Annotated in this window: 22 protein-coding genes; 13 read left to right on the top strand and 9 right to left on the bottom strand. The window is 75.5% G+C overall.

The window, feature by feature from the left end; all coding sequences use genetic code 11:
- Positions 1–191 precede the first annotated feature (191 nt).
- From ACZ7LB_RS10195 to ACZ7LB_RS10180, 4 genes are all read left to right on the top strand, one after another.
- Positions 192–1046, top strand: coding sequence for an SDR family NAD(P)-dependent oxidoreductase (locus ACZ7LB_RS10195; RefSeq protein ID WP_471466838.1), 855 nt, complete (start codon positions 192–194; stop codon positions 1044–1046).
- A 124-nt stretch (positions 1047–1170) separates the two neighbouring features.
- Positions 1171–2097 carry a DMT family transporter gene (locus tag ACZ7LB_RS10190; RefSeq protein WP_471466837.1) on the top strand — a complete coding sequence of 309 codons (927 nt, stop codon included), beginning with the start codon at positions 1171–1173 and terminating at the stop codon, positions 2095–2097.
- A gap of 142 nt (positions 2098–2239) precedes the next feature.
- Entirely contained in the window at positions 2240–3067 is an 828-nt protein-coding gene (locus ACZ7LB_RS10185; protein ID WP_471466835.1) for a polysaccharide deacetylase family protein, read from the top strand.
- 435 nt (positions 3068–3502) lie between these two features.
- On the top strand, positions 3503–3937 hold the full coding sequence (locus ACZ7LB_RS10180) for an SMI1/KNR4 family protein (RefSeq protein ID WP_471466833.1): 435 nt from the start codon (positions 3503–3505) through the stop codon (positions 3935–3937).
- A gap of 30 nt (positions 3938–3967) precedes the next feature.
- Here ACZ7LB_RS10180 and ACZ7LB_RS10175 read toward each other — a convergent pair whose 3' ends face one another.
- The 4 genes from ACZ7LB_RS10175 to ACZ7LB_RS10160 all read right to left on the bottom strand — a co-directional run bounded on the left by ACZ7LB_RS10175 (position 3968) and on the right by ACZ7LB_RS10160 (position 8128).
- Positions 3968–4966, bottom strand: a complete 999-nt coding sequence (locus ACZ7LB_RS10175) for an asparaginase (protein ID WP_471466831.1) — start codon at positions 4964–4966, stop codon at positions 3968–3970.
- A 784-nt stretch (positions 4967–5750) separates the two neighbouring features.
- A complete protein-coding gene (locus ACZ7LB_RS10170) occupies positions 5751–6854 on the bottom strand; it encodes a macro domain-containing protein (protein WP_471466830.1) in 1104 nt (367 codons plus the stop codon).
- Positions 6855–7168: 314 nt separating this feature from the next.
- Positions 7169–7786, bottom strand: a complete 618-nt coding sequence (locus ACZ7LB_RS10165; RefSeq protein ID WP_471466828.1) for a hypothetical protein — start codon at positions 7784–7786, stop codon at positions 7169–7171.
- A gap of 198 nt (positions 7787–7984) precedes the next feature.
- On the bottom strand, positions 7985–8128 hold the full coding sequence (locus tag ACZ7LB_RS10160) for a hypothetical protein (RefSeq protein WP_471466826.1): 144 nt from the start codon (positions 8126–8128) through the stop codon (positions 7985–7987).
- A gap of 120 nt (positions 8129–8248) precedes the next feature.
- Between ACZ7LB_RS10160 and ACZ7LB_RS10155 the strand changes: the two genes are divergently transcribed.
- The gene (locus ACZ7LB_RS10155) at positions 8249–9427 is read left to right on the top strand and encodes an acyl-CoA dehydrogenase family protein (RefSeq protein WP_471466824.1); all 1179 of its coding nucleotides are present in this window, start codon (positions 8249–8251) and stop codon (positions 9425–9427) included.
- Positions 9428–9697: 270 nt separating this feature from the next.
- On the opposite strand, the gene ACZ7LB_RS10150 is transcribed toward ACZ7LB_RS10155, so the two are convergent.
- Entirely contained in the window at positions 9698–10123 is a 426-nt protein-coding gene (locus tag ACZ7LB_RS10150; RefSeq protein WP_471466822.1) for a secondary thiamine-phosphate synthase enzyme YjbQ, read from the bottom strand.
- A 200-nt stretch (positions 10124–10323) separates the two neighbouring features.
- Here ACZ7LB_RS10150 and ACZ7LB_RS10145 point away from each other — a divergent pair, with 200 nt between their 5' ends.
- The gene (locus ACZ7LB_RS10145) at positions 10324–11403 is read left to right on the top strand and encodes an NAD(P)-binding domain-containing protein (protein ID WP_471466820.1); all 1080 of its coding nucleotides are present in this window, start codon (positions 10324–10326) and stop codon (positions 11401–11403) included.
- A 28-nt stretch (positions 11404–11431) separates the two neighbouring features.
- Here the strand turns inward: ACZ7LB_RS10145 and mltG are convergent, their stop codons facing one another.
- Both mltG and ACZ7LB_RS10135 read right to left on the bottom strand, forming a co-directional pair.
- Entirely contained in the window at positions 11432–12478 is a 1047-nt protein-coding gene (mltG, locus tag ACZ7LB_RS10140) for an endolytic transglycosylase MltG (protein ID WP_471466819.1), read from the bottom strand.
- Between the two features lie 214 nt (positions 12479–12692).
- Complete coding sequence (locus ACZ7LB_RS10135; protein WP_471466818.1) at positions 12693–14621, bottom strand: ABC transporter ATP-binding protein; 1929 nt, start codon at positions 14619–14621, stop codon at positions 12693–12695.
- A gap of 100 nt (positions 14622–14721) precedes the next feature.
- Between ACZ7LB_RS10135 and ACZ7LB_RS10130 the strand changes: the two genes are divergently transcribed.
- The gene (locus ACZ7LB_RS10130; protein WP_471466817.1) at positions 14722–15168 is read left to right on the top strand and encodes a MarR family winged helix-turn-helix transcriptional regulator; all 447 of its coding nucleotides are present in this window, start codon (positions 14722–14724) and stop codon (positions 15166–15168) included.
- Between the two features lie 159 nt (positions 15169–15327).
- Here ACZ7LB_RS10130 and ACZ7LB_RS10125 read toward each other — a convergent pair whose 3' ends face one another.
- On the bottom strand, positions 15328–16077 hold the full coding sequence (locus ACZ7LB_RS10125; RefSeq protein WP_471466815.1) for a L,D-transpeptidase family protein: 750 nt from the start codon (positions 16075–16077) through the stop codon (positions 15328–15330).
- Between the two features lie 216 nt (positions 16078–16293).
- On the opposite strand from ACZ7LB_RS10125, the gene ACZ7LB_RS10120 reads away from it, so the two are divergent.
- The 4 genes from ACZ7LB_RS10120 to ACZ7LB_RS10105 all read left to right on the top strand — a co-directional run bounded on the left by ACZ7LB_RS10120 (position 16294) and on the right by ACZ7LB_RS10105 (position 21451).
- Positions 16294–18150 carry an ABC transporter transmembrane domain-containing protein gene (locus tag ACZ7LB_RS10120; RefSeq protein ID WP_471466813.1) on the top strand — a complete coding sequence of 619 codons (1857 nt, stop codon included), beginning with the start codon at positions 16294–16296 and terminating at the stop codon, positions 18148–18150.
- Positions 18147–19928 carry an ABC transporter ATP-binding protein gene (locus ACZ7LB_RS10115; RefSeq protein ID WP_471466811.1) on the top strand — a complete coding sequence of 594 codons (1782 nt, stop codon included), beginning with the start codon at positions 18147–18149 and terminating at the stop codon, positions 19926–19928. The genes ACZ7LB_RS10120 and ACZ7LB_RS10115 overlap by 4 nt, the downstream gene beginning before the upstream one ends.
- A gap of 638 nt (positions 19929–20566) precedes the next feature.
- Positions 20567–21037, top strand: a complete 471-nt coding sequence (locus ACZ7LB_RS10110) for a DUF5709 domain-containing protein (protein WP_471466809.1) — start codon at positions 20567–20569, stop codon at positions 21035–21037.
- 144 nt (positions 21038–21181) lie between these two features.
- Entirely contained in the window at positions 21182–21451 is a 270-nt protein-coding gene (locus tag ACZ7LB_RS10105; RefSeq protein ID WP_161226907.1) for a type B 50S ribosomal protein L31, read from the top strand.
- A 58-nt stretch (positions 21452–21509) separates the two neighbouring features.
- Here ACZ7LB_RS10105 and ACZ7LB_RS10100 read toward each other — a convergent pair whose 3' ends face one another.
- A complete protein-coding gene (locus tag ACZ7LB_RS10100; protein WP_471466807.1) occupies positions 21510–22304 on the bottom strand; it encodes a metal-dependent hydrolase in 795 nt (264 codons plus the stop codon).
- A 145-nt stretch (positions 22305–22449) separates the two neighbouring features.
- Here ACZ7LB_RS10100 and ACZ7LB_RS10095 point away from each other — a divergent pair, with 145 nt between their 5' ends.
- Positions 22450–24963, top strand: coding sequence for a DEAD/DEAH box helicase (locus ACZ7LB_RS10095; RefSeq protein WP_471466806.1), 2514 nt, complete (start codon positions 22450–22452; stop codon positions 24961–24963).
- Between the two features lie 19 nt (positions 24964–24982).
- Positions 24983–25852, top strand: a complete 870-nt coding sequence (locus ACZ7LB_RS10090; protein WP_471466804.1) for an acyl-CoA thioesterase — start codon at positions 24983–24985, stop codon at positions 25850–25852.
- The last annotated feature ends 61 nt before the right edge of the window (positions 25853–25913 follow it).

Below are 25913 nucleotides of genomic sequence, written 5' to 3'. Positions count from 1 at the left end.
CCCCGGCCCCGGCCCCGGCCCCGTCTCCGTCTCCGTCTCCGTCTCCGTCTCCGTCTCCGTCTCCGGGCATGCTCGGTGGCCCGCCGGTCGGGTCCGACGGCCCGTCGGGGCCACGCGGGGAGCGGTCCGGGAGGCCCCGGGGCACGGTCGCCGGCTCGCGCGATGCCCGGTCCGCGGCCAAGGTGGGTGCCATGGTCCACGCGTTCTCCCGCACCCGGCCCGGCCCCCGGCCGGGACGGGCCGCCGCGCCCGACGCCGGCCGCGCCCGGCCCCGGGGTCCGGACGGCGGTCCCGGCATCCGCACCCGCACGGCCCTGGTGACGGGGGCGTCCTCGGGCATCGGCGCGGCGGTGGCCCGCAGGCTCGGGGACGACGGCGGCTGGCGGCTGGTGCTCAGCGGGCGCGATCCCGACCGGCTGCGCGACGTGGCCGAGGAGGCGCGGGCCACCGCCTTCGCCACCGACCTCACCCTGCCGGGCGCCGACCGGCTGCTCACCGACTTCACCCAGGCCACGGTCGGCCCGGTGGACCTGCTGGTGGCCGGCGCCGGGATCGGCTGGGCGGGGAAGTTCCACGACATGCCCCCGCACGCCATCGACGAGGTCTTCGGCATCGACGTCCTGGCCACCCTGCGGCTGGTGCGGCTGCTGCTGCCGGGGATGGTGGAGGCGGGCTCGGGGCGGGTGGTGCTCATCGGCTCCCTCGCGGGGGCGGTCGGGGTGCGCGGCGAGGCCGTGTACTCGGCCGCCAAGGCCGCGCTCGGCACCTTCGCGGACTCGCTCCGCTACGAACTGCGAGGCACCGGGGTGGGCGTCACCCATGTGGTGCCGGGGGTCGTGGACACACCGTTCTTCGAGCGCCGCGGGGCGCCCTACCGGCGCTCCCGGCCCCGTCCGGTGCCCGCCGAGCGGGTGGCCGACGCGGTGCGCGACGCGGCCGTCCGGGGCCGCGACGACGTGTACGTGCCGGGCTGGCTGCGGCTGCCGTGCCGGGTCCGGGGCACAGTGCCGGGGCTGTACCGGCGGCTGGCCACGCGGTTCGGATGACATACCGGGCGAGGGACCGGGGAGCGGGACCGACGGGGGGCCGGGGGCCGGGCCGGGGCACGGGCCGCGCGGGGTGGCGGGGAGCGGGCCGGGAAGGACCGCGGGACTCGGGGAGTGCGCGCCGGTGACCGTTCCCACCGTCGTCCTCGCGCTGCTCGCGGCCCTGTGCAACGCGGCGGCCTCGGTGCTCCAGCGCCGGGCGGCGGCCCAGGACGAGGAGCGGGCCGGGGCCGCCCACACCGTGGTGCGCTCACTGCTGCGGCTGGTCCGCGACCGGTACTGGCTGGGCGGCGCGGCGCTGCTCGCGGTGACGGCGGTGCTCCAGTCGGCGGCGCTGGCGGTGGGCAGCCTGTCCGTGGTGCAGCCGCTGATGGCGACCGAACTGCTGTTCACACTGGCCGTGGGCAGCGCGGTCTTCCACCGTCGCCCGGACCGGCGGACCTGGCTGGCGTTCGCGGCCCTGGCGGTGGGGCTGGCGCTGTTCCTCGGCGCGGCCGCGCCCTCGCCGGGCCGGGACACGGCGGTTCCGGGACGGTGGGGCTGGGCGGGCCTGGCGCTGTTCGGCGCGATGGCCGGGTTCACGGCCGTGGGGCGACTGGTGCGGGGCGCCCCCCGGGCGGCCCTGTTCGGGTCGGCGTCGGCGGTGGGCTTCGGCGGAACGGCGGGGCTGATGAAGGAGGTAACCGGGCGGCTTCCGCAGGGGGCGGGCGCGGTGCTCACCCAGTGGCCGCCCTACGCCACGGCCGGGCTGGGGATGCTCAGTTTCCTGTTGCTGCAGAGCGCGCTGCGGGCCGGGACCCTGGCCGCCTCCCAGCCGACGCTCACCCTCGGGGACGCGCTGACCAGCGTCGCCCTCGGCTGGGCCCTGTTCGGCGAGCAGATCGCGCTCGGCGTGCGGGTGCTCCCGGAGCTCACCGGCGCGGCCCTGATGGGTCTGGGCAGCATCGGCCTGGCCGGCGCCCCATCGGTGCACGGTGCCTGGGACACTGCCCCGCCGGTCCGCGCGGGCCCCGCGCCGGGACGGCGGGGCCGGAAGCGGGAGGACGGGTGACGGAGGGGGCGAGGGCCGACGGGGCGGGAGGTCACGGCCGGCCGGGCGGTATGCGGAGCGGGGCAGGGCGGCAGGGGGCAGGGACAGGAGGGCTTCGGGCCCAGGTTCGGGGGTGCGGGGTGCGACGCCGGAGACGGGAGGCATGGTGAGCGGCACGCGTGCGGTGACCGGGGCGGCTGGAGCATGGAATCGGGGGCGCTCCGGACGGGCGGTGCGGTACGCCGCCGTGCCGGTGGCGGCCGGGCTGGCGCACATCGGGACGGCGGGCACCTGGCTGCCGGGTGTGCGGCGGCGCTGGTTCCCCGGGCTGGCCGGGCAGGGCAGCCCCGGGCACGTCGCGCTGACCTTCGACGACGGCCCCGATCCCGCGTCCACCCCGCGCTTCCTGGACGTCCTGGACACGCTCGGTGTCAGGGCCACCTTCTTCGTCCTCGGCGAGAACGTAGTACGGCATCCCGCCCTCACCCGCGAGCTGGTGCTGCGCGGGCACGAAGCCGCCGTGCACGGCTGGACGCACAGCCGCCCGTGGCGTCCGTCACCCCGGCGGGACGCCGAGGAGGTACGGCGTGCGGCCGACGCGCTGGGCCGGGCCACCGGGAGCGCGCCGCGCTGGTACCGCCCGCCCTACGGCATCCTCACCTCCGGACGCTGGGCCGCCGCCCGCCGGGCCGGGCTCCGTACGGTGCTGTGGACCGCGTGGGGCGAGGACTGGCGGCGGGACGCCACGCCGGAGTCGGTGCGGTCGACGGCCGCCGCCGGTCTGCGCGACGGCGGAACGCTGCTGCTGCACGACACGGACCACGCCTCCGCCGCCGGGAGCTGGCGGGCGGCCCTGGGCGCCCTCCCGGACATCGTGTCCGACTGCCGCTCGGCCGGCCTGACGGTGGGCTCCCTGGGCGAACACGGGTTGACGGAAGACGGTCCGCCGGGCCCCGCGCGGCCGCTCCGGGCGGGACCCGTGAGGGGGTGACCGGCCGACCGGACCGCACGGGGGGCGGGGCGCTGGGGGGAGGCGTGGGCTCGTAGGGGGCGGAGGCGGGCAGACCCGTAGGGGACCCGAGACCCCGCAGAGGACCCGAGAACCCCGTAGAGGACCCGGGACCCGTAGGGGCGGGCGGACCCTTGGGGGACCTCGGGCCCGTAGCAGGCTCTGGGGCCGCAAGGGGCGGAGAGTGCCCGAGGGCCGGGGGCACTCTCCCCGTGAAGTCCGGAAGCCGTGGGGAACCGGGGCCGTGGGGGACGGCAGGGGCCGAGAGGCCCGGACGGGGCGCGTCGGTCCGCGGGAGGTCGAGCGGGCGCGGGAGATCCTTGGCCTGCGGCTCCCCGAGGCGTTGCTGGAGTCCCCGGCGTGCCACGACGGGATGCGGTACGAGGACATGACCTCCCGGAGAGGACTCCCCGGGGCGTGACCGGGATCGTCGGGTTCTGGCAGATGCCCATGGGGATACTCCAGGAGGAGGAACGGGACCCGGGCGTACCGGTGTTGCCCGAGGACGGCGAGGAGCCGTGGTGGCATCCGCGGTGGATTCCCCGGGCACACGGCAACGGGGACGCGCGGATCATCGACACGCGGGAGGGACCGCACCAGGGGCGGATCGGCAGGCAGTGGCACGACGGCTCGGGTGGCTTCAGCCGCAGCCTGCCCTCGCTGTCCGCGTATCTCGGTGCCGTCGCGGACGTCCTGGAGCGGGGAGGGACGATCGGCTCCGTGGCCGCCTTCGCCCACGGGCCCTTCGACGACGGGGAGCGGGAGCTGTACCGGCCGCCGCTGGACCCGCCGAAGAGTTCGCCCTACGCCCCCGTGGGGATGCCCGCGCCCGCGGCACCGCCGCCGCGCTGAGCGGCGCGGCCCCGTCGCCGCCCGCCCCGCTCAGCCCCCGGCGGCCGCGAACGCCTCGCGGACGGCGGGTCCGTCGGAGCCGTGGGCGAGGAGGGCGTGGAGCAGGAGCCGCGCCTGGTGGGGCCCGAGGTCACCGGCGCCGATCAGTCCCCGTTCGAGGAGGTCCTTCTCGGAGCCGGGGAAGCCGTAGGTGCCGGACAGGACCGGCCCGTTGCCGATGCGGGAGGCCAGGACCACGGGGACGCGGGACGCGAGCCGGGAGAGCGGCCCGACGAGGCGCTCCGGGACGTGCCCGGCCCCGAGCGCCCCCACCACGAGGCCGTCGCAGGCCCCCTGCCAGGAGTCCAGCAGCACACCGTCGTCGCCCAGGGTCACGGTGTACAGCCCGACGCGGGCCTCGCGGACGGGCGGTCCGATCAGGACGCCGCGCGGCGGGAGGCCGCCCAGGAGGCGCACCCGGTTCTCCACGATCCGGGCGACGGGTCCGCAGGACGGGGAGGTGAAGGCGGCGGGGCTGGTGGTGTGGGACTTGCGGACGGCGCGCGCCGCGTGCACCTCGTCCCCGAGGACCACGAGGCAGCCGGCGCCCCTGAGGGCGGGCGCGGCGGCGGCGAGCACCGAGGCGTGCAGGTTGGCCGGGCCGTCGGCGCCGGGCAGAGTGGGGTTGCGCATCGCTCCGGTGACGACGACCGGCTGTTCGTGACCGTGGCGGAGGCCGAGGAGGAAGGCGGTCTCCTCGATGGTGTCGGTGCCCTGGGTGACGACCACGCCGTCGGTGCCGCCGCCGTCCAGCTCCGCCTCGATGACGGCCGACAGTTCGGCGAGGTCGTCGAAGGTCAGCGAGGCCCCGGGCAGCCGCCGGACGTCCCGCGCCCGGACACCGATGCCACTGGCGGCCAGGGCGGGTACGGCGGCGAGGAGTTCACGGGCCGGGAGCGCGGGGACGACGCCGCCGGTGGCGGGGTCGGTGGTTATGGCGATGGTCCCGCCGAGGGAGAGGACCAGCACGTTCCGGACGGGCTCCGTCATGTTTCCTGCTCTCCCTCTTCCGGCACCGCCGGGCGCGCTGTCCCGGTCCTTCCGACGTCCGGCGTCCGGTGTCGGCGGCCTGTGGGTCCCGCCGTCGCGTCCGGCCGCCCCACCCCGGCCCGGTACCTGACCGAACGGTCCCGTCGGCCGGGCCGGACGGCCGTCGCACCGGCCGGCGTCCCGGACCCCGTGCGGGCCGCCCGCGCGCCTGCGCCGGGGCACTCCCGATGCTAGCCGCGCGGGCGCGGTCGGCCACCTGGACCGGGCACCCGGACCCGGCACGCGAGGGCCGGTCGGGCCGGGGGCACGCCGACAGGGTCCCCTCGGCCGGGGGGCGGGAAGGGGCGGCCGGGAGGCGGGACAAGGCGGCCGGGGTCGGGTGGATGGGGCGCCGTGCCCTCCGGTCCCGCCCCTCCGCTTCCGGGGCCGGGCCCACGTGATTCCCTCGGCGCCCGCGACGGCGGGAGACACCGCTGGAGTCGGTGTCCACGACCACGCACGAGGCGGTGGGTCCGTCCATCGGCGCCGGGGACGGACGCGGGCGGGGCACCCGGCAGGCGTCCTGCGGTCGTCACCCGGCGTGCCGCGCGGCATGTCGGGGACGGTCGCGGCCCGTTGGGGCGGTCGTGCGAGCCCGGTCGGCCGAACACCCGGAGGCGTTTCGCGACGCCGGCCTCCTTCGGGCCAACGCCCTTACTTCGAGGGTGGGTTGTGCCGGGCGGGCCGCCCGGGGAGGACGGGCTTCCCCGGGGTGCGCGCTCCGCCGAGCGGCCCGTACTCCCGGTCAACCGGAGCGGCCGGGCGCGGGCCGGGCGCGGCCGGGGCGGTTTCCGGTTGCGATCCGCTCCACCGCACGGGCCGCCTCCGGAGTGTGCCCGACGAAGTGCACGTCCCACCGCGCCCCGCGAGCGAGTTCGGCCTCGACGGCACTCCACACGGCGGCGGCGCTCACCCGGTACGGCAGCCCGCCCCGGCCGGAGCCGAGCAGGGGGAAGCAGACCGAGCGCAGCGGCGGGGCGTACCGGGTGTGCTCCTCGGCCAGCAGGGCCAGGGCGCGCGAGGTGGCGCGGGTGACGTCGGCGGGCAGCACGTCGTAGTCGTTGGTGCCGGCCCGGGGCACGGCCACCGCCGCGTGGTAGATCCGGCGCACACCGGCTCCGGCCAGGGCACCGGACCCGGTCGCCGCCACGGTTCCCGGGAGCACCGGGCGGCCACCGGTGGCGTGCCGAGCGGCCCAGGTGCGCAGTTCGTCGTGGACCGGGTCGTCCAGCAGGTCGCCGGTGACACCGCGCACCGAGGCGGCCCGGCGCAGCGATGCGGAGACCGAGGACTTGTACGACTCGGGCAGCGCGAAGTGGGTGTTGACCGGGGAGACCACGACGTCCAGGTCCCGCAGCAGGTCCACCGGGTGGATGTGGAGGGTGAGGCGTGCGCCGCGGTCGCCCGCGAGGACGTCCAGGGTCCGGTGGGTGGCGCCCTCCCGGTCGGCCCCGTCCGGTTCGCCGCCGCCCTCCGCGAGTTCCACGATGTGCTCGGCGACCTGCCCCAGCACCATGACCTCGTGGTGCTTGCGGAAGCGCTCCACGCTCACCCGGTACACCTCGGCCGCGCGGGCCCGCCGGGAGGAGGCCGGCCAGTCCCGGGTGCCCTGGGCGAGACCGAGGGTGTACTCGGCGGCGGTGCGCAGGGTGCCCGGGTCGAGCCGTTCCACCGCGCGGCGGAGCAGCGCCTCCACGGCGCCCTCGCGGGGCCGGGTGGCCGTGAGCCCGGCCGCGGCCGCTTCGAGGAGGGGCAGGTCGTCGCGGCCGCGCAGCCGCAGCGGCCCCGCCCTCCGGACCACCTGTAATTCCGCGAGTACCGAGGCGTGTTCAAGGGACGGCGGTGCCATGCCGACCACCATGGCACCGGACGCCGCGCCGGGACAAGCCGACGGGCGGCCCGCACGGGGAAGGCGCACCCGGGGCACCGGCCGAGGCGTCCCGGGAGCCGGGCTCCGGCGCGGCCCAGGTATCCCGGATCAGCGGCGCGCGGGTTCCCGGGCGCCCCGGACGGAGCGGTCCCGGGGCGCCCGGTCCCTGTCGCTCTCCTCGTCCTCCTCCACTGCCGCTCCCCACGCCTCACGGACCGCCGCCGTCCGGTCCCGTGAGGCGAGGGGGCAGCGATGGCGGCGGCCCCTTCGGGTGCCTCCCGGCCGACGCCCGGTCACCGTGCGGAGCCCGCCCCGGTGGCGCCGGGACCGGTCCCCCGGCGGCACGCGCCCGGCCCCGCGCGCCCCGTTCCCGGTGCCCCCGGCTCCCCCGGTGCCCCCAGGTCCCCGCGCATCGCGCGCCGCAGCTCACGCAGCGCCTCCCACAGGGCGTCGATCTCCCCCGGTACGGCGTCGAGCGCGTCGCCGGGCCGGGGCGTGCCGTCGTCCAGCCGCCGCAGCTTGCCGTAGAGCGCGCCGAGCGCGTGCGCGACCTCCCCGGCCGGGGCGAGCACGGGGTCGGGCAGCCGCATCTGCGCCTCGGCGTACGCGTCCCGGTGCAGGTCCCGGGCCCCGGTGAGGCGCGGACGCACCGCATCGGTGTCCTCCGGGCGGCCGATCGCGTGCAACTGGTCGGTGAGGGCGGCCAGATACTGCCGGGAGGCGGCGTTGAGGGCGACGTAGCAGTCGCGCCGCTCCCCGACCTCCCGCGCGCGCTCCCGCGCCCGCTCGGCCCGCTCCTGCTCGCGCCGTCGGCTGCGCTCGGCCGCGCGCTGGGTGAGCAGGGCCGACAGCAGGGTCCCGATCACCCCGACGACCGCCACGACCAGCGCCCCCGAGCCGTCGACGTCCATCACCGCACCCCCCGTCCGATGGCTGCTCCCACCGAACCAGCACCGGGAGGCCGGGGGAATGCCCCGCCCCGGCCCCGCCCGCCCTTCGCCCGGCCCCCGCCCAGGCGGGAGGGCTCCCGCGGGCGGCGGCACCGCACGGCGCGGGGGGGGGACCTCACCGGAACCCGGAACACGCCCCGGAGCCCGGGGTGTTCGCGCTCAGCCCGGGAGAAGCGGCCGCTCGGAGCCGTCGGGGTTGTCGGTGCCGGTGTCCACCGGCTCGCGGATGGGCCGGAGCGGCTCGACGGTCGGCTCGGCGAGCGGGGCACCTGTTCCCCGCCCCGCCTTGCGGCTGTTCGGCATGCGACGGACCACCCGCGTGAGACGATCGCGCTCGGCGGGTCGATCGGACCCGGACGAACGAACTCCCGCACATGACATGGAACATGACGTCTCATCGGCAACGGTGAAGTGAGGTTCGGCATGACGCCCACGGCTCGACTGCATCTCAGCCCGGAACTGCCCGCTCTGCTGGACCGGATCGACACCGTGGGCAGATCGCTCGACGCGGACGCCGACGCCGCGGAGGACCTCGGCAGACTCCCCGAGCACAGCGCGCGGGCCCTTCTGGACACGGGAATCGTCCGGGCGGAGTTGCCGGAGAGTCTCGGCGGACACGAGTTCGCCCCTCTGCAACTGATCGAGACGGTCGAGCGGCTCAGCTACCACGACGCGGCGGCCGGCTGGACGATGTTCGCACTGCAACTGGTGACCGGCTCCACGGCGGCCTACATCGGGGACGCGGCGGCGGCAGACCTGTTCCCCGACGTCGCCGGCGGGGAGTACGCGCTGGTCGCCGGGCACGGCGCCCGGCCCGGCCGGGCCGTTCCGGTGAAGGACGGCTATCTGGTCAGCGGCAACTGGCAGTTCGCCTCCGGAATGGCGCACGCCACCCACGTCCACAGCCTGATCCAGGTCGAGGACACCGGGGAGATGCGGGTCCTCGTCATGCCGAAGTCGCAGGTCTCGCTCGACGGCAACTGGGACGTGCTCGGGCTGCGCGCCACGCACAGCGTCGACTACCACTGCCACGACGCGTACGTCCCGCACGAGTACACCTACCCCGCCACCACGACCACCCCGGTCAACGGTGGCGCCGTCTACCGCCTCGGTCTGGTCGACTTGGCCGCGATCGGGCACACCGGCTGGGCACTCGGCGTCGGACGGCGGCTGCTGGACGAGCTGAAGGGGGTTGCCCGGGCCCGCGCCGGAACGCGCGGTGCCGCCGTCGACACCTCCCAGTTCCACGCGGAGTACGCGACCGCGGAGGCCCGGCTCCGGGCCGCCCGCGCGTGGGCGGCGGAGGTGTGGCACGACGTCGAAGCCGCTCTCGACTCGGGCGACCCGCTCACCACGGACCAGGAGACGCTGCTGCGCCTCGTCCTCAGCCACGTGACGTCGACCGCGCGGGACGTGGGCGGCACGGTCCACCGCTGGGCGGGCTCGGCGGCGATCCGCCGCGGCCCGATCGACCGCTTCCTGCGCGATCTCAACACCGGGACCCAGCACATCACCGCGGGTCCGGTGGTGCTCCAGAGCTGCGGAGTGTGGCTCAGCGGCGCCCGGCCCGAGGCACGATGGAGCTTCCTCGACCTGGCCTAGACCTGGCATGGTGACGCCGCGCCGGGCCGTCCGTGTCGACGGGCGACCCGGTCCTCAGGTGACCTGCGAGGGGATTCGGCCCGTCGGCCGTTTCCGTCGCGGCTCGCGCGGGACAGGGAAGCCCCGCGATCGAGCACGGCACCGGTCTCCCGGCTCACGTGCCCCCCTCCAGCCGGTGGTCCGGCCGGTCCGACGACGACGCCGGCGCGGGCCCCGAACCGGACATCGTCCGCGGGACGGGCCCGGGCCGACCGCGAGGTGAGCCGGACCTCACGCGCCCAGGAACGACAGACGCACCTGACGCTCGGGGTTGTCGGTGTTGGTGTCCACCAGGCACACCGACTGCCAGGTGCCGAGTTGGAGGCGGCCGTCGACCACCGGGAGGGTGGCGTGCGGGGGGACGAGGGCGGGCAGGACGTGGTCACGGCCGTGGCCGGGGGCACCGTGGCGGTGCTGCCAGCGGTCGTCGGCGGGGAGCAGCGTGTGCAGGGCGGTCAGCAGGTCGTCGTCGCTGCCGGCGCCGGTCTCGATGATCGCGACCCCGGCGGTGGCGTGCGGCACGAAGACGTTGAGCAGGCCGTCGCGGCCCGCCGCCGCCTCGCGCAGGAAGGACTCGCAGTCGCCGGTGATGTCGGCGACCCGCTCGGCGGAGCCGGTGGTGAGGTCGAGGACTCGGGTGGTGAAGGCATCGGGCATGGCCCCCATCCTGGCGCATGCGCCTCCGCCCCGCCCGGGGCGCACCGGGCCGCGCCCGTCCGGTGGCGGCGCGGCCCGTTCGGAAGCCCGGCGCGGTGCGCGAACCCGGTCGTCGGCCCACGCCCGGTCCGCCCGCGCCCCCGCCACCACCCCCGCCACCCCAGGGGAAGATCCGCGACGATCGGGCGGTTGGTAGAAGCGTGAACGATGTGCGTGAGGTTGAGGTCGTCGTCATCGGTGCCGGGCAGGCGGGGCTGGCCGGCGCCTACCACCTGCGGCGCACCGGGTTCGAGCCGGAGCGCGACTTCGTGGTGCTGGACCACTCCCCCGGCCCCGGCGGCGCCTGGCAGTTCCGCTGGCCGTCGCTGACGTACGGCAAGGTGCACGGGATGCACGCCCTGCCGGGCATGGAGCTGACCGGCGCCGATCCCGCGCGCCCGTCCGCCGAGGTCGTCCCCGCGTACTTCGCGGCCTACGAGCGCGCCTTCGACCTGCGCGTGCGCCGGCCCGTCGACGTGGAAGCGGTGCGGGAGGGCGGCGACGGGAGACTGCGGGTCGAGACGTCGGACGGGGTGTGGTCGACCCGGGCGCTGATCAACGCCACCGGCACCTGGGACCGGCCGTTCTGGCCGCGCGTCCCCGGCCAGGAGACCTTCCGCGGACGTCAGCTGCACACCGCCGGGTACAAGGGGCCCGGGGAGTTCGCCGGGCTGCGGGTCGTCGTGGTCGGCGGGGGCGCCTCCGCCACCCAGCACCTCCTGGAGACCGCTCCGCACGCGGCGGCCACCACCTGGGTCACCAGGCGTCCGCCCGTGTTCCGCGAGGGACCGTTCGACGAGGAGGCGGGGCGGGCGGCGGTCGCGCTGGTGGAGGAGCGGGTGCGCCGGGGGCTGCCGCCGATGAGCGTGGTGTCGGTGACCGGACTGCCGCTCAACGACGCGATCCGGGAGGGACTGCGGTCGGGCGTGCTGGACCGGCTGCCCATGTTCGAGCGCGTCACCCCCGACGGGGTGGAGTGGGGCGACGGGCGGCGGATCGAGGCCGACGTGATCCTCTGGGCGACGGGCTTCCGGGCCGCCCTCGGCCATCTGCGCCCGCTGCGGCTGCGCGCGGCGGGCGGTGGCATCCGGCTGGAGGGGACGCGCGCCGCCGCCGACCCGCGCGTCCATCTCGTCGGCTACGGCCCCTCCGCCAGCACCATCGGCGCCAACCGGGCCGGGCGCGCGGCCGTACGGGACATCAGGCGGCTGCTGTCCGCACCGGAACCGGCCGCCGCGTGAGAACGCCGCCGCGCGCGGCCGCGTCCGGTCACCCGGCCGCGGCCCTCTCCTCCGGCGACGCGCTCCGCCGCGCCCGGTCGGCCTCCTCCAGATCGCGCCGGTGCCGGGCGAGGTCGGCGGTGAACCGGGTGTCGCCCGGCCGGACGGTGACGAAGTACAGCCAGTCGCCCGGGGCCGGCTCGACGGCGGCGCGCATCGCGTCGGCGCCGGGGCCGGCGATCGGGGTCGGCGGCAGCCCCATGCGCCGGTACGAGTCGTAGGGGCTGTCCTTGCCGGTGTCCTCGGTGGTGGGGGCGAGCGCGGGGCGGCCCAGCGCGTAGTTGAGGGTGGAGTCCATCTGGAGGGGCATGCCGCGCTCCAGCCGGTTGAGGATCACCCGGGCCACCTTGCCCATGTCGTCCTTGGTGGCGGCCTCGGTCTGCACGATGCTGGCGATGGTCACGGCCTGGTAGACGTCGAGGGCGTTGCGCTGGGCCCCGGCGGCCACCGGCGCGCCGTGGAACGCCTTGTTCGCCCGGCCGACCATGGCCGTCAGCATCTTCTCCGGGGTCGGCTTCCCGCCGAGCGGATAGGTGCCGGGGAAGAGATAGCCCTCGGGGTTGCCGTCGGCCTCCTCGGGCAGTTCCAGCTCCGCCGCCGCGACGGACTTGCCGGTGGTGCCGGGCGCCAGGTCCAGGGCCTCGTCGATGCTCTCGTAGACCTGGGCGGCGCGCCGCCCCTCGGGGACGACCAGGGAGGCCGGTTCCGTGTCACCGCCGCCGCCCAGGGCGAGCAGTGGCACCGCCGCGGCGGTCACGGCCACCACGATCCCGGCGGCGACCAGGGCGACGCGGCCCCGGCGCGTCAGCCGGACCCCGGGCCGGGTGCGGCGCGCGGCGCGCGCGGCCCGGGTGGTGCGTGCCGTGCGCGGGTAGCGGGAGTCCCGGGCGCTTCGTCCACGGGTGCGCGCGCCGTGTGCGCCGCCCGCTCGCCGGGTCCCGGAACCGCCGCGCGCGTCCGCCGCGCCCCCGGCGCGCTCCGCGCTCCACTCGCTCCCCGTGCCCCTTGCGCCCCGTGACGGAGTGTTCTTGTGCATGCGGGCACGGTAACCCCGGCAGCGGGAGAAACCCGGCATATCTTCATCTTGTCGACCCCGGTCGCGGCCCCGCCGCTGGACCCGCCACTCGGCTCCTGACCCAGCTCCGGGCCGGGTCCGTTCCCGCCTCGGCACCCGGCTCCGGGCCCGGTCCGCGGTCCCGGATCGTGACCCCGACCGTGGTCACCGATCAGGGAACCGGCCGGGAGCCGGGTCAGGAGCGCGTCGGTTCGAGGGCGGACCCCGGGGAGGACCCCGAGGGGTCCGGGCCGGCGGACTCCGGGAACACCACCGGCTCCGGGACGGGCACCACGGCGAGCCCCACCGGCTCCGGGCCCGGGACGGCCGCCGGTTCCCCCACGGCCTCCCCGCGCACCAGCGCCGCGTAGCGCCCGTCCCGTTCCAGCAGTTCCTCGTGCGTCCCCCGTTCCACCAGGCGCCCGGAGTCCAGGACCACGATCTGGTCGGCGTCCCGGACGGTGGACAGCCGGTGGGCGATGGTGAGGGTGGTCCGGTTGGCGGACAGGGCGTCGATGGCGGTCTGCACGGCGGCCTCGGTGCGCGTGTCCAGGGCGCTGGTCGCCTCGTCGAGGATGAGGACGGGCGGGTCCCGCAGAATCGTGCGGGCGATGGCGAGGCGCTGCTTCTCCCCTCCGGAGAAGCGGTGTCCGCGCTCGCCGACGACCGTGTCGTAGCCGTCGGGGAGGGCGGCTATGTGGTCGTGGATCTGCGCCGCCCGCGCCGCCTCCTCCAGCTCCCCGTCGGTGGCGTCGGGCTTGGCGAAGCGCAGGTTGTCGGCGACCGAGGCGTGGAAGAGGTACGTCTCCTGGGAGACGACGCCGACCGCGCGGGCCAGGGTGTCGAAGTCGAGGTCGCGCACGTCGACGCCGTCGAGTGTGACCCGGCCGCCCGTGACGTCGTACAGGCGCGGCACCATGTGGCCGAGGGTGGACTTGCCGGCCCCGGTCGGGCCCACCACGGCGAGGCTGCCGCCCGCGGGGACGGTGACGTCGACGCCGTCCAGGACCGGGCGGCCGTGGGCCTCGTAGCGGAACTCGACGCCCTCGAACCGGATCTCGCCCCTGACCCGGTCGAGACGGGCCGCGTCCGGCCGTTCGGTGATGTCGGCCGGCAGGTCGAGGTACTCGAAGATGCGCTGGAAGAGCGCGAGCGACGTCTGGATCTGCACACCGGTGGAGAGCAGGCTCACGGCCGGGCGGAACAGCCCCTGCTGGAGCGAGACGAAGGCGACGACGGTGCCGAGGGAGACCTCCGGGCCGCCGAGCCGGAGCGCGATGCCCGCGGTCCAGTAGATGACGGCCGGCATGGCGGACATGACGATGGTGATGACCGCCATGCGCCAGCGGCCGGCCATGCTGGCGCGCACCTCCAGGTCGACCAGTTGCTCGGACTCGTCGGCGAAGGAGCGGGTCAGCGAGTCGGATCGGCCCATGGTGCGGCCGAGCAGGATCCCGCTGACGGAGAGGGACTCGGTGACCGTGGCGGCCATGGCGGCCATCTGCTTCTGCCGCCGGGTGGTGATCCTGCGGCGCTCCCGGCCCACCCGCCGGCTGATCCACACGAACACCGGCAGCAGGAGCAGGGAGACCGCGGTCAGCCGCCAGTCGAGGACCAGCATGGCCACGACGGTGGCGACGACGGCGGTGAGGTTGGAGACCAGCGAGGTCGCCGTGGAGGTGACGGTGGCCTGCATGCCGCCGATGTCGTTGGCGATGCGGGACTGGACCTCGCCCGTGCGGGTGCGGGTGTAGAAGGCGAGCGACATGCGCTGCAGCCGGTCGTAGACGGCGGTGCGCAGATCGTGCATGACCCGCTGGCCGACCGTCGTGGAGATCAGCGTCTGCAGCACGCCGAAGACGCTGGTCAGGACGGCACCGGCGATCATGCCCAGGGCGAGCAGGCTCAGCAGCCCGGTGCGGCCCCGCGGGATCGCGACGTCGAGGATCTCCCTGAGCAGGAACGGTGTGGTGACGGAGACCAGTGACGCGGCGCCGACGAGCAGCCCCACGACGGCCAGACGCCCCCGGTAGGGGCGGAAGAGTCCGAGGATGCGGCGCATCTGCCGGGGCTGCCCTCCCGCGTCGGCGGGCGGGGTCCAGGCGGGTTCACGGTCGGGACGCATGGGCTCCTACGGGGGTCGGTGGCGACGCCGGACGGCCCGGCGGATCACCCTCATTGTTACCTCACTTCATAATGAATGTCGTCCTGATAATGTTCCCGGCATGACCGCCCCCGATCCCGACGGCCTCCTCGCCGAGCAGTTGCTGCGGCTCACCCGCCGGGTGCACCGCATCCAGAAGCGCCACCTGGAGTCGCGCGAGCTGGGCATCACCCCGGCCCAGGGCCGCCTGCTCCGCACCCTGGCGCACTACGGGTCGCCGCCGCGCATGGCCGACCTGGCGGCGCGCCTGGAGGTGGTGCCCCGCGCGGTGACCTCCCTGGTGGACGGGCTGGAGCGAGCGGGCGAGGTGCGCCGTGCGCCGGACCCGTCCAACCGGCGGGTCGTCCGGATCGAACTGACCGACGAGGGGCGCGCGACCCTGCGCGAACTGCGCGCCGCGCGCCGTCGCGCCGCCGAGGAGATCCTCGCCCCGCTCACCGCAGAGCAGCGCGCGCTGCTCGGCGGGCTGCTGGACACGCTGGTCGACGGGTCGCCCGGCACGGGCTGAGTCCTCACCGGCTGAGTCCTCACGGGATGGGAGCCCATGGGGCCGCGCCCGGCCCGGGGCCGGGGCCGGGCGCGGGCGTGCCACGGCCGTCGACGGGGGCCGGGCGGGGGCCGACCGCCGCGGCGGGAGCGCCACCGCCGGGCAGAAGCCCCGGCCCGGCTACGCCGCCAGTTCGGCCCGGTCCCCCATCACCACCACGGGACGCTTCCCCGGGTCCAGGGTGCGCAGCAGGTACTCCATGCCCGCCCGGGACAGACTGACGCAGGCCGAGGTGCCGCTGCCGTGGTCCATGTGCAGCCAGATGCTCCCGCCCCTGGCAGCGCCCTGCGGACGGGTCGGGTCGTTCGGCGGGGTGCCCTTGACCCGGTTGTAGTCGATGGCGATCACGTAGTCGAAGTCGTGCCAGTACGGCTTCGCCCACCAGCGCGGCGCGGCGAAGGACTCCGACCGGGTGTACGGCAGCCCGCCCGGGGACGGGTCGGGCAGCACGCCGCCCGCGTCGCTGAGCGTGAACACCCCGACCGGGCTGCGCTTGTCGTCCTCGCGGTGCTCGGTCGCCCATCCCTTCTTGCCGTTGTGCGCCGCCCAGTCGCGCACCCGGTGCCAGGCCGTGCCCTCCTTCGTGTAGAGCACGACCGTGGAGTCGGCGGAGTCCGGGCCGTCGCCGTAGACCGCGACGACCTGGCGGGAGGCGGCGGGGATGAGCTTCTGGAAGCGGTCGCCGATGCCGGGCACACGGGTCGGGTCGGCGCTCTCCCGCGCGGGCCCGGCGCCGCCGCCCCCAGCGGCCCGGTCCCCGGGGGCGGTGCCGCTCCGGGGCGGGCCGCCTCCGCAGGCGGTCAGGGTGACCAGGAGCAGTCCCAGGGCCGCCGTCGCGACCGTCTTCCGCCGTGCACCACCGCTTCGCATCCGCCCATGGTCCCACCCTCGCGGGGGCCATCGCGCCGCGTCCGCCCGGGAGTTCGCGCGCGACGCCCACCGCTGCGCCCCGAGGCCCCCGCGCGGCCCCGCTCCGGGCCGGGAAAATCGCTTGCTTCCGTGCCCTTTCGACGCGAACCTTTCACGGTTTGCGGCCTCCTGACGCCGCTGCCACCCGGCACGCACCGACACGAGCACTGGGACACGATGCGGATCCAAGACCTCCCCTACTCCGACCCCGGCGTGCCGGACGCGCGTTCGGGTCCCCGACTCCTGTGGTGGCTGTTCCGGAACCAACTGCGCGGCCAGGCCGCCGCGCTGGCCTGGGGACTGCTGCACTTCACCTCGGTCGCCGCCCTGCCGTTCTGCGTCGGGCTCGCCGTCCAGGCCGTGGCGGACCGCTCCGGCGGCCGGCTCGCCCTCGCGGGCGGGCTGCTGGCGCTGTGCTGCGCGGGCAACGCGGTCGGCGACACCTTCCTGCACCGCGCCGCCGTCACCAACTGGATCACCGCCGCCGCCCGCGTCCAGCAACTCCTCGCCCGGAGAACGGCGATGCTGGGCTCCGCGCTGACCCGGCGGGTCGCGGCCGGGGAGGTCGTCGCGGTCTCCACCGGTGACGTGGAGAAGATCGGCTGGTTCGTGGAGGCCGTCTCCCGTTTCACCGCGGCGGCCGTCGCCGTCCTCCTGGTCTGCGTCGGACTGGTCGTCTACCAGCCCGCCCTCGGCGTCGTCGTGGCGGTGGGCCTCCCGGTGCTGGCCCTCGCCGTGCTGCCGCTGCTGCCGCCCGCGACCCGGCGGGCCGACGTCCAGCGCGAGAAGGCGGGGCGCGCCACCGAACTGGCCGCCGACACCGTCGCCGGCCTGCGCGTGCTGCGCGGCATCGGCGGCGAGGAGCTGTTCCTCGACCGCTACCGCGACGCCTCCCAGCAGGTGCGCCGCGCCGCCGTGCGCAGCGCCCGGATGTGGTCCCTGATCGCGGCGATCCAGGTCCTGCTGCCCGGTCTGCTGCTGATCGCCGTCGTCTGGCACGGGGTGAACCTCGCCCGGGACGGCCGCATCGACGTCGGCGGACTGGTCACCGTCTACAGCTCCGTCATGATCCTCACCTATCCGCTGCGGCACTTCGAGGAGATCGCGATGGCCTACGCCTCCTCGCGCCCCTCGGCCAGGCGGGCCGCGCGGGTGCTGTCGCTGGAGCGGGCCACGGACACCGCCGGGTCCAGGGCCGCCGAGGTTCCCGCCGGGGACCTGCGCGACCCCGGGACCGGCCTGCTCGCCCCCTCCGGCCTGCTGACGGCCGTGGTGTGCGGCGACCCGGACGCCGCCGGGCGGCTGGCGGACCGGCTCGGCGGGCATTCCGCGCGGGACGGCGCCTCGGCGCTGCTGGGCGGCGTGCCGCTGGACGAGCTGCCGCTGGCCAGCGCGCGCAGCGCGGTCCTGGTCCAGGACAAGGACCCGGTCCTGCTCTCCGGCACCCTGCGCGAACTGCTCGACGTGCCCGCCTCGGGGAAGGTCGAGGCCGGCGCGGCGCTGGCGGCGGCCCAGTGCGAGGACGTGCTCGCCGCGCTGGCGCAGGGCTCGTCCGGCGCCGAGGACCCGATGGACGCCCGCGTCACCGAGCGGGGCCGTTCGCTCTCGGGCGGCCAGCGCCAGCGCCTCGCCCTGGCCCGGTCCCTGATCACCGACCCGGAGGTGCTCGTCCTGGACGAGCCGACGTCCGCCGTGGACTCGCACACCGAGGCGCGGATCGCGGAGGGCGTACGGGGTCTGCGCGCCGGGCGCACCACCGTCGTGTTCACCTCGTCGCCGCTGCTGCTGGAGCGCGCGGACCGGGTCGTGTTCCTCCACGGCGGCCGGGTGGCCGCCGCGGGCACGCACCGGGAGATGCTGCGGGCCGAGCCCCGGTACCGGGCCGTGGTGACCCGCGACGCCGAGGCGGAGGCCACCGCGTCCGGCGGCGGCACCCCGGCCCCCGCGGAGCGGACCCCCGACGGCGCGCTCGCCGCGGGCGTCGCGCGCCCCGACGCACCGCACCGACTGCGAGAGACCCAGGAGACGGCATGATCGGCGTCGCGCCCCCGTCGTACGACCCGGCGGCCCCGACCTCGGCGAGCACCCTGCCCGTCGGCGCACCCGCCACGGTGCGCGGCTACGTGGCCGAGCTGCTGCGCCGGCACCGGAGCGCGTTCGTGCTGCTCGTCGTCGTGAACACCGCCGCCGTCGTGGCCTCCATGGCCGGGCCCCATCTGCTGGGCGGGCTGGTGGAGCGGGTCTCGGACGGCACGCGGGAGCTGCGTCTCGCCCCGACCGTCGCGCTGTTCGTCGCCGCGCTCGTCGTCCAGGCCGCCTTCGTGCAGCAGGTGCGGCTGCGCGGTGCGGTGCTCGGCGAACGCATGCTGGCGGACCTGCGCGAGGACTTCCTCGTCCGCTCCGTCGGGCTGCCGCCGGGGGTCCTGGAACGGGCCGGCACCGGTGACCTCCTCTCCCGCATCACCACGGACATCGACCGGCTCGCCAACGCCATGCGCGAGGCCGTGCCGCAGCTCGCCATCGGTGTGGTCTGGGTCGTGCTGCTGCTCGGGGGCCTCGTGGTCACCGCGCCGACGCTGGCGCCCGTCGTGCTGCTGGCGGTGCCGCTGCTGGTGATCGGCTGCCGCTGGTACTTCCGCCGGGCGCCGTCGGCCTACCGGTCGGAGGCCGCCGGGTACGCCGCCGTGGCCGCCGCGCTCGCGGAGACCGTGGACGCGGGCCGCACCGTCGAGGTCCACCGCCTCGCCGCCCGGCGCGTGGAGCTGTCCGACCGGCGCGTGCGGGAGTGGACCGCGTGGGAGCGCTACACGCTCTGGCTGCGCTCCGTCCTCTTCCCGGTCGTCAGCGTCACCCATGTGACGGTGCTGGCCTCCGTCCTGCTGATCGGCGGGGTGTTCGTCCTCCAGGGCTGGATCGGCATCGGCCAGCTCACGACGGCGGCCCTGATCGCGCAGATGCTCGTCGACCCGGTCGGCCTGATCCTGCGCTGGTACGACGAACTGCAGGTGGCGCAGGTGTCCCTGGCCAGGCTGGTCGGGGTGCGCGACATCGAGCCGGAGGCCGGTGACCCCTCGCTGGCCCCGGAGGGACGGCGGGTCCGCGCCGAGCGGGTGCGCTTCGGCTATCTGGAGGGCGTGGACGTCCTGCGCGAGGTGTCGCTGGAGGTCGCCCCCGGTACACGGATGGCCCTGGTGGGCCCCTCGGGCGCCGGCAAGTCCACACTGGGCCGCCTGCTCGCCGGGATCTACGGTCCCCGGGACGGCCGGATCACCCTGGGCGGGGCCGAGCTGTCCCGGATGGCCGCCGAGCGGGTCCGCTCGCACGTGGCCCTGGTCAACCAGGAGCACCACGTCTTCGTCGGCTCCCTGCGCGACAACCTCCGGCTCGCCCGGACCGGCGCCGACGACACCGAGCTGTGGAACGCGCTGGGCGCGGTCGGGGCCGACGACTGGGCCCGGGCCCTCGACGGCGGGCTGGACACCGAGGTCGGCTCGGGAGGCTTCGCCCTCACCCCGGCCCAGGCCCAGCAGATCGCGCTGGCCCGGCTGGTGCTGGCCGATCCGCACACCCTGGTGCTGGACGAGGCGACCTCCCTGCTCGACCCCCGGGCCGCGCGTCGTCTCGAACGCTCCCTGGCACGTGTCCTGGACGGCCGCACGGTGATCGCCATCGCCCACCGGCTGCACACCGCCCATGACGCGGATCTCATCGCCGTGGTCGAGAGCGGGCGGATCAGCGAACTGGGCAGCCACGACGAACTGGTCGCGGCGGACGGCGCGTACGCGGCGCTGTGGCGTTCCTGGCACGGGTGACGGGCCTCCGGCGGGGCAGCGGCGCAAGGACCGGGGGCCGGGCGGGGCGCGGCGTGCCCCGGATGGGGCCTGCCGCGCCCCGGGGGGGGGCGGGCCCGCTGCTCCCGGGGGCGCGGACAGGCTCTGCTCACTACCGGTGGGCTCCGGTCACGGCCGGGCGTTCTCCGGTCACGGCGGTTCGCCGCGTGCCGTCCGCCGGACGCGCGGACGGACCGGTGGTGGGATCCCTGCCCGGTGCGCGGGCGGGCCGGCGGAGGGGATCGCCCCCGGGCGGGCGGGACGGACGCCGGGGGCGCCCGCGTACCCGGCCGTCGCCGTACGACCACGCCCGGCCCGGTGGTCCGCCCCTCCCCGCCGGATGGCCGACGGCCCGTGCCCCTCGCGGAACGGGGCGGAACACCGACGTCACCGGCCCGTGAGCGGTAGGCGGGGCACCGGGCGCCGACCGGCGGGTGCCCGGCCCGGTCCCTGCCGTTGCGCGGTCCCGAGCGAGGGTGGAAGGCTGGTGGGAGGCACCGGTTCGGGAAGCACCCGGGGACCGTGCGGTTCGCCCGGGGGTGAGGCCCGCGCCGCGTGCAGTGGCGGCCCACCGCCGGACACGGCGGGCAGGGGTCCGCACCCACCCCCTGGAGGTACCCGTGAACAGCGCCGACGGATGGGGAGATGACGTCTACCAGCCCGACGGATCCGAGCAGCGGGAGGACAACGGACTGCTCGACGCCGAGGACACGCTGGAGCACGACGGTGTCGACGACCCCCTCGACCGCGGCTGGTCCCCGCCCGAACGCCCCTGGGCGGTGGAGCACACCGGTGTGACGGCGAGCGAGCGACGTCGGGGCGAGACCCTGGACCAGCGGCTCGCCGAGGAACGGCCCGACCTCTCCGTCCCCGACAGCGACGGGATGGGCGACTCCGACGGCACCGACGGCGAACTGCTGGACGACGAGGTCGGCGCGGAGCGCTCCGGCCGTCTCGTGGCCCCCGACGAGGGCGCCCACGAGGACGAGGAGCCCGCGCTGGTCGCCGCCGACGTCGGCATCGACGGGGCGGCCGCGTCCGCCGAGGAGGCCGCCGTGCACATCGTCGACGAGGACTCCCTGCCCCGATGAGCCCACCCGTCGCGGCGTGTCCCCGCGCCACGGCGCCGGCGGCGCGCCGGACAACCGGCGTACGGACCGCGCCCCCACACGGCGCACATCCTCCGCGCGGCGCGCACGACCCGCGCACTTCGCCCTCTCGCACAAGGAGCTGGCATGCAGCAGGACAAGCACCCCGAGTACCGGCCCGTCGTCTTCCGCGACCGCTCGGCCGGCTACGCCTTCCTCACCCGGTCGACCGCGACCAGTGACCGGACCATCGTCTGGGACGACGGCGAGACCTACCCGGTGGTGGACGTGGAGATCTCCTCGGAGAGCCATCCCTTCTACACGGGCAAGGCCCGCACGGTGGACTCGGAGGGACGTGTCGCCCGCTTCGAGCGGCGCTACGGCGGGGAGGGACAGGGCTCCGGCGGCACGGGCTGAGCGCCCACCGCGCTCCCGGCCGGCCGTGTCCGACGGACGGCGGCGTCCTCCGGACGCCTCAGATGAGGTTGAGTGCCGCCGCGCATCCCACGCCGCCGAGCAGCATGAACGCGGGCATCAGCACCTTCAGCTCCACCCAGCTCCCCGCCCGGAACCGCATGCCCTTCGGGGGTCCGATGGGGTACCAGCGCCTGCGGCCCACGGGTATCGGCCACAGGATCGGGCAGCCCGAGACGGTCAGGGCGTCCCCGATGTCGTGCACCAGCGCGCCCAGCACGATGGGCAGGCCCAGCCACAGGTACTCCTGGCCGGGGTCGGTGAACAGCCAGCCCGCGCCGCCGTCCGACCTGTCCAGTATCCCGGCGAGTATCCACGCGCTGGTCGCGGCCAGCAGCCAGACCAGCACGTCACTGCCCGATCCGCGCGTCGCCCGCCACAGCAGTCCCTCGATGGCGAGCACCATGTGCACGAAGAGGATGGCCAGCACCGCCCAGCGGCCCCCCATGACGGCCAGGGCGGAGGCGCCCCCGCCGATCAGGACCGCCCAGAGCCAGGTGTGCGTCAGGGTGCGGTGGCCGCCGGAACGACGCGGGTCGCCCTGCTTCCTCGTCGCCCTGTACACGGAGTACGACAGCTTGTCGACGATCTCGCACAGGGTCCGCGAGACCGGCCCGAAGGCCCGCGAGATGGTCGCCGCCTTGTGGTCGAGGTCCGGGGCGAGGGCGGCTCCGGCGCAGATCAGGGCCCCGACGAGCAGCACCGGCCAGGGCATGGGGCGCCCCGCGGCGGCCGTGGCCGCCCCGACGCCGAGCCAGGCGGCGGCGCCCGACAGTGAGTGTGCTGGTCCCATCATCGCCGCTGCCCGCCCCATTCGTCGTCTGTCGCTGTTCAGTTGGCCGGTCCCGGTGACGCGCCCCCGGCGGCCCAGCCTAGCGTTCGCGATCTTCGTGGCGGCAACCGATTCCCGCATAGCGGCCCCGGGCGGGCAAGATGGGTCCGTGACCCTCATCGATCAGCTGCCGCCGACCGCCGACCCCGACGCCCTGTACGAAGCCTTCGAGTCGTGGGCCGGGGAACGCGGTCTCACCCTCTACCCGCACCAGGAGGAGGCGCTGATCGAGGTGGTCTCCGGCGCGAACGTGATCGTGTCGACGCCCACCGGGTCCGGCAAGAGCATGATCGCGGCGGCCGCCCACTTCGCCGCCCTCGCCCGGGACGAGGTCACCTTCTACACGGCGCCGATCAAGGCCCTGGTGTCGGAGAAGTTCTTCGAGCTGTGCAAGCTGTTCGGCACCGAGAACGTGGGCATGCTGACCGGCGACGCCTCCGTGAACGCGGACGCCCCCGTCATCTGCTGCACCGCCGAGGTGCTGGCGTCGATCGCCCTGCGGGACGGCAGGCGGGCCGACGTCGGCCAGGTCGTCATGGACGAGTTCCACTTCTACGCCGAGCCCGACCGGGGCTGGGCCTGGCAGATCCCGCTGCTGGAGCTCCCGCAGGCCCAGTTCGTGCTGATGTCGGCGACGCTGGGGGACGTCGCGTTCTTCGAGAAGGACCTCACGCGGCGCACCGGCCGGCCCACCGCCGTGGTCCGCTCGGCCACCCGCCCGGTGCCCCTCTCCTACGAGTACCGCTACACACCGCTCACCGAGACGCTCACCGATCTGCTGGAGGCCCGGCAGGCCCCCGTCTACATCGTGCACTTCACGCAGGCGCAGGCCGTGGAGCGGGCGCAGGCGCTGATGAGCATCAACATGTGCACCCGCGAGGAGAAGGACCGGATCGCCGACCTGATCGGCAACTTCCGCTTCACCACGAAGTTCGGCCGCAATCTCTCCCGCTACGTCCGGCACGGCATCGGGGTGCACCACGCCGGCATGCTGCCCAAGTACCGGCGCCTGGTGGAGAAGCTCGCCCAGGCCGGGCTGCTGAAGGTCATCTGCGGCACCGACACCCTCGGCGTGGGCGTCAACGTGCCCATCCGCACCGTGCTGTTCACCGCCCTGACCAAGTACGACGGAAGCCGGGTGCGCACCCTGCGCGCCCGGGAGTTCCACCAGATCGCGGGCCGCGCCGGGCGCGCGGGCTTCGACACCGAGGGCTTCGTGGTCGCCCAGGCGCCCGAGCACGTCATCGAGAACGAGAAGGCACTCGCCAAGGCCGGTGACGATCCGAAGAAGCGCCGCAAGGTCGTCCGCAAGAAGGCGCCCGAGGGCTTCGTCGCCTGGTCGGAGAGCACCTTCGACAAGCTCATCGGTTCCGAGCCGGAGCCGCTGACGTCCCGCTTCCGGGTGACGCACACCATGCTGCTGTCCGTGATCGCCCGGCCGGGCGACGCCTTCGCCGCCATGCGCCACCTGCTGGAGGACAACCACGAGCCGCGCAAGCAGCAGCTGCGGCACATCCGCCGGGCCATCGCGATCTACCGCTCGCTGCTGGACGGCGGCATCGTCGAGAAGCTGGACCGGCCGGACGCCGAGGGCCGCATCGTCCGGCTGACCGTGGACCTCCAGCAGGACTTCGCGCTGAACCAGCCGCTCTCCACCTTCGCGCTCGCCGCGTTCGAACTGCTGGACCCGGAGTCGCCGTCGTACGCGCTCGACATGGTGTCCGTCGTGGAGTCCACCCTGGACGACCCCCGGCAGATCCTCGCCGCCCAGCAGAACAAGGCGCGCGGCGAGGCCGTGGCCGCCATGAAGGCCGACGGGGTCGAGTACGAGGAGCGCATGGAGCGCCTCCAGGACGTGACCTACCCCAAGCCGCTGGAGGAACTCCTCTTCCACGCCTACGACACCTACCGCCGCAGCCACCCCTGGGTCGGCGACCACCCGCTGTCGCCGAAGTCGGTCATCCGCGACATGTACGAGCGCGCGATGACCTTCACGGAGCTGGTCTCGCACTACGAGCTGGCCCGCACCGAGGGCATCGTGCTGCGCTATCTCGCGAGCGCCTACAAGGCGCTCGACCACACCATCCCCGACGACCTGAAGTCCGAGGACCTCCAGGACCTGATCGAGTGGCTCGGCGAGACGGTGCGCCAGGTCGACTCCAGCCTGCTGGACGAGTGGGAACAGCTCGCGAACCCGGAGGAGATGACCGCCGAGGAGGCGCGGGAGAAGGCCGATCAGGTGCGCCCGGTCACCACCAACGCGCGCGCCTTCCGCGTCCTCGTCCGCAACGCCCTGTTCCGCCGGGTCGAACTCGCCGCCCTCGACCGGGTCGAGGAGCTGGGCGAGATGGACGCCGACGCCGGGTGGGACGCGGACGCCTGGGGCGAGGCCATGGACAAGTACTGGGACGAGTACGACGAACTCGGCACCGGCCCCGACGCCCGCGGCCCCAAGCTGCTGGTGATCGAGGAGGAGCCGCGCAACGGCCTGTGGCGGGTGCGGCAGATCTTCGACGACCCCGACGACGACCACGACTGGGGCATCAGCGCCGAGGTCGACCTCACGGCCTCCGACGCGGAGGGCCGGGCGGTCATCAAGGTCACCGATGTCGGCCAGCTCTGAGCACGGGAGCACTCCACCCATGACGAATCCGGCAGAGAGCCTGGTGGCACTGCTCGACCTGGAGCGGATCGAGGTCGACATCTTCCGGGGCCGCAGCCCCGAGGAGTCCCTGCAACGGGTGTTCGGGGGCCAGGTGGCCGGCCAGGCACTGGTCGCCGCGGGACGCACCACCGAGGGCGACCGTCCCGTGCACTCGCTGCACGCGTACTTCCTGCGCCCCGGCCGGCCCGGCGTGCCCATCGTGTACCAGGTCGAACGGGTGCGGGACGGTCGGTCGTTCACGACCCGCCGGGTCACCGCCGTCCAGCAGGGCCGCACGATCTTCAACCTCACCGCCTCCTTCCACAAGCCCGAGGAGGCCGGCTTCGAGCACCAGGCACCGCCCGCCCGCGAGTTCCCCCATCCCGACACGCTGCCGACGGTCGCGGCCGAGATCCGGGAGCACCTGGGCGCCCTGCCCGAGCAGCTGGAGCGGATGGCCCGTCGCCAGCCCTTCGACATCCGCTACGTCGACCGGCTGCGCTGGACCCACGAGGAGATCGCGGGCGCCGAAGCGCGCAGCGCGGTGTGGATGCGCGCGGTCGGACCGCTCGGGGACGATCCCCTGGTCCACACCTGCGCGCTCACCTACGCCAGCGACATGACCCTCCTCGACGCCGTGCGCATCCCCGTCGAGCCCCTGTGGGGCCCGCGCGGCTTCGACATGGCGTCGCTGGACCACGCCATGTGGTTCCACCGGCCCTTCCGCGCGGACGAGTGGTTCCTGTACGACCAGGAGTCACCGATCGCGGTGGGCGGGCGGGGCCTGGCCCGCGGCCGCATCTACAACCTCCAAGGGGAGCTGATCGTGTCCGTCGTGCAGGAGGGTCTGTTCCGCAAGGTGGGCTGACCTCCTGTCCACCGGCCCGCGCCGCGTCGTGCGACGCTCCGCGGGCCGGATGCCACGGCGG

Source organism: Streptomyces sp. NPDC107521, assembly GCF_055598485.1.
The sequence above is the reverse complement of the archived record's forward strand: the minus strand, read 5'-3'. Positions and strand labels throughout refer to the sequence as shown.